The organism is Pseudacidovorax intermedius, from assembly GCF_001476815.1.
GTDB classification, from domain to species: Bacteria; Pseudomonadota; Gammaproteobacteria; order Burkholderiales; family Burkholderiaceae_C; genus Xenophilus; species Xenophilus intermedius_A.
The window spans coordinates 1-4,584 of sequence record NZ_LDSL01000209.1; the positions used below are offsets into that span (position 1 = coordinate 1).

The 4,584-nt window shown below is 70.2% G+C and carries 1 protein-coding gene; it reads left to right on the forward strand.

The annotated features are described in order from the left end of the window. Positions 1-4,584: beta strand repeat-containing protein (locus NS331_RS26890; RefSeq protein WP_193758200.1), on the forward strand; the 4,584-nt coding region annotated here is incomplete at both ends.

The window sequence follows — 4,584 nt, forward strand, 5'->3', positions numbered from 1 at the left end:
GCCGACGGCCTGACCGTCGGCGACGTGGCCGTGAGCATCAACCGCGTCGGCAGCGATGCGCTGACCTCCTCGGTGAGCGACGCCACCCAGTCCGACATCGCCACGACGGCCAACGGCGGCATCGTGCTGCGCAGCACCACGGGCGACCTGGTGCTGAGCGACGGCACGGCAGCTGCCGACGGCAATGCCATCAGCGCGAACGGCAGCGGCAACGTGCTGGTGCAGGCCCTGGCGGGCAGCGTGCTGGCCAACGCCGACATCCGCAGCGGCGCGGGCAGCCTGAGCGTGCTCGCGTCGGGCAGCGTGACGCTGGCCGCGGGCGCGGACCTGCTGACCGGCGGGGCGGACAGCATCGACGTGCTGGCCACGACGGGTGCGGTGCTCATGTCGAGCACCACCAGCTTCGCGACTCAGACGGGCAGCGTGCGCGTGCAGGCGGGCACGGACATCACCGTGGGCCGCATCACCACGACCACCGGCAACACCAGCCTGACGGCCGGCGGCAGCATCGCGGATGCGGACGGCCTGGTGGCCGGTGCCGACGACGGCGTGGTCAACATCGTGACCAACGGCCTGCGCCTGAGCGCCGGCAACGGCATCGGTGCCGGCGCCAACGCGCTGGAGACCACGGTGAGCATGCTGAGCGCCCGTGCAGGTGCCGGCGGCGTGTTCGTGACCGAGACCGACGGCCTGACTGTTGGCGACGTGGCCGTGAGCATCAACCGCGTCGGCAGCGATGCGCTGACCACGGCGGTGAGCGACGCCACCCAGTCGGACATCGCCACGGCCGCCAACGGCAACGTGGTCCTGCGCAGCACCACGGGTGACCTGGTGCTGAACGACGGCTCCGCAAACGCCGATGGCAACGCCGTCAGCGCCAATGGCACGGGCAACGTGCTGGTGCAGGCACTGGGCGGCAACGTGCTCGCCAACGCCAATGCGGACATCCGCAGCGGCACGGGGAGCCTCAGTGTGTTGGCTTCCGGCAGCATCACGCTGGCGACCGGGGCCGATGTGCTCACCAGCGCGGCCGGCAGCATCGACGTGCTGGCGACCGCGGGCAGCGTGAGCATGTCCACGACCAGCAACCTCACGACCCAGGCCGGCAGCGTGCGTGTCCAGGCCGGCACGGACATCACCGTGGGCCGCATCACCACGACCACGGGCAACACCAGCCTGACGGCCGGCGGCAGCGTCGTTGACGCAGACACCCTGGTGGCCGGCGTGGACGACACGGCGGTGAACATCGTGACGAACGGCCTGCGCCTCGCCGCAGGCAACGGCATCGGCAGCGGTGCCAACGCCATCGAAACCACCGTCACCACGCTGAGCGCCCGTGCGGGTGCAGGTGGCGTGTTCGTGATGGAGACCGACGGGCTTGCTGTCGGCGATGTCGCTGTGAGCCTCAACCGCGTGGGCGGCGATGCGCTGACCACGGTAGTGAGCGACGCCACCCAGTCTGACCTGGTGACCACCAGCAACGGCAGCATCGTGCTGCGCAGCACCACGGGCGACCTGGTGCTGAACGACGGCACGGCAGCCGCCGACGGCAATGCCATCAGCGCCAACGGCAGCGGCAACGTGCTGGTACAGGCCCTGGCGGGCAGCGTGCTGGCCAACGCCGACATCGGCAGCGGCGCGGGCAGCCTGAGCGTGCTCGCGTCGGGCAGCGTGACGCTGGCCGCGGGCGCGGACCTGCTGACCAGCGCGGCCGGCAGCATCGACGTGCTGGCCACGGCTGGCTCCGTGAGCATGTCCACCACCAGCAACCTCACGACCCAGACGGGCGGCGTGCGGGTGCAGGCCGGCACGGACATCACCGTGGGTCGCATCACGACCACGACCGGCAGCACCAGCCTCACGGCCGGTGGCGCCATCGTTGATGCAGACGCCCTGGTGGCGGGCGCCGACGACATGGTGGTCAACATCGTGACCAACGGGCTGCGTCTGAGCGCGGCCAATGGCATCGGCTCTGGTGCGAACGCCATCGAAACGACCGTGACCACACTGAGCGCCCGTGCGGGTGCGGGCGGCGTGTTCCTCACGGAAACCGACGGCCTCACGGTGAGCGACGTGGCCGTGAGCATCAACCGTGTGGCCGCCGATGCGCTGACCTCTGCCGTGGTGGATGCCACGCAGTCGGACATCGCCACGACGACCAATGGCAGCATCGTGCTGCGCAGCACCACGGGCGACCTGGTGCTGAACGACGGCACCGCAAGCGCCGATGGCAACGCCTTCAGCGCCGACGGCTCCGGCAATGTGCTGCTGCAGGCGCTGGGCGGCAACGTCCTCGCCAATGCCAACGCGGACATTCGCAGCGGCACGGGCAGCATCAGCGTGCTGGCTTCCGGCAGCGTGACGCTGTCGGCCGGTGCGGACGTGCTGACCAGCGCGGCCGGCAGCATCGACGTGCTGGCCACGACGGGCTCCGTGTCCATGTCCACCACGAGCAACCTCGCGACCCAGACGGGCAACGTGCGCGTGCAGGCGGGCACCGACATCACGGTCGGCCGCATCACCACGAGCACGGGCAACACGAGCCTGACGGCGGGCGGCAGCATCGTTGATGCGGACGCCCTGGTGGCCGGCGCCGACGACGGTGTGGTGAACATCGTGACGAACGGCCTGCGCCTGAGCGCGGGTAACGGCATCGGCTCCGGTGCGAACGCCATCGAAACGACCATCACCACGCTGAGTGCCCGCGCGGGTGCCGGTGGCGTGTTCGTGACCGAAACCGATGGCCTGACCGTCGGCGACGTGGGCGTGAGCATCAACCGCGTGGGTGCCGATGCGCTGACCTCTGCCGTGGTGGATGCCACGCAGTCGGACATCGCCACGACGGCCAACGGCAGCATCGTGCTGCGCAGCACGACGGGCGACCTGGTGCTGAACGACGGCACCGCAAGCGCCGATGGCAACGCCATCAACGCCAACGGCTCCGGCAATGTGCTGGCGCAGGCGATCGGCGGCAACGTGCTCGCCAACGCCAACGCGGACATCCGTAGCGGAACGGGCAACGTGAGCGTGCTGGCCTCCGGCAGCGTGACGCTGTCGGCCGGTGCGGACGTGCTCACCAGCGCGGCCGGCAGCATCGACGTGCTGGCCACGACCGGCTCCGTGTCCATGTCCACCACGAGCAACCTCACGACCCAGACCGGCAACGTGCGCGTGCAGGCGGGCACGGACATCACTGTCGGCCGCATCACGACCACGACCGGCAACACCAGCCTCACGGCGGGCGGCAGCATCGTTGATGCGGACGCCCTGGTGGCCGGCGCCGACGACGCCGTTGTGAACATCGTGACCAACGGCCTGCGCCTGAACGCCGGCAATGGCATCGGCTCCGGTGCGAACGCCATCGAAACGACCGTGACCACGCTGAGCGCCCGTGCGGGTGCCGGCGGCGTGTTCGTGACCGAGTCCGACGGCCTGACCGTCGGCGACGTGGCCGTCAGCATCAACCGCGTCGGCGCCAATGCGCTGACCACCGCGGTGACCGACGCCACCCAGTCCGACATCGCGACGACGGCCAACGGCAGCATCGTGCTGCGCAGCGCCACGGGCGACCTGGTGCTGAACGACGGCACGGCCAATGCCGACGGCAACGCCATCGTGGCAAACGGCTCTGGCAACGTGCTGGTGCAAGCCATCAGCGGCAACGTGCTCGCCAACGCCAACGCAGACATCCGCAGCGGCACGGGCAGCATCAGTGTTCTGGCCTCCGGCAGCGTCACGCTGTCGGCCGGCGCGGATGTGCTGACCAGCGCCGCTGGCAGCATCGACGTTCTGGCGACGGCGGGTGTGGTGGCCATGTCCACCACGAGCAACCTCACAAGCCAGACGGGCAGCATCCGCGTGCAAGCCGGCACCGACATCGCGGTGGGCCGTCTCAGCACGAGCGGCAACGCCAGCCTCACGGCCGGCGGCAGCCTGATCGATGCAGACGCCCTGGTGGCCGGCGCCAACGACACGGCGGTCAACATCGTGGCCGGCGGCCTGCGCCTGAGTGCAGGCAACGCCATCGGCTCCGGCGCGAATGCGCTGGAAACCACGGTGACCACGCTGAGCGCCCGTGCGGGCGCTGGCGGCGTGTTCGTGACCGAGTCCGACGGCCTCACTATCGGCGACGTGGCGGTGAGCATCGCCCGCGTCGGCGCCAACGCGCTGACCACGGCCGTGAGCGACGCCACCCAGTCGGACATCGCCACAGCCGCCAACGGCAGCATCGTGCTTCGCAGCATCGCGGGCGACATGGTGCTGAACGACGGCACGGCATCCGCAGACGGCAATGCCCTCAGCGCCAACGGCAGCGGCAACGTGCTGGTGCAAGCCATCGGCGGCAACGTGCTCGCCAACGCCAACGCGGACATCCGCAGCGGCACGGGTAGCGTGAGCGTGCTGGCCTCCGGCAGCATCACGCTGTCGGCCGGCGCCGATGTGCTGACCAGCGCAGCCGGCAGCATTGACCTGCTTGCGACGGCGGGTGCGGTGGCCATGTCCACCACGAGCAACCTCACGACCCAGACGGGCAGCATCCGTGTCCAAGCGGGCACGGACATCACCGTTGGCCGCATCACGACG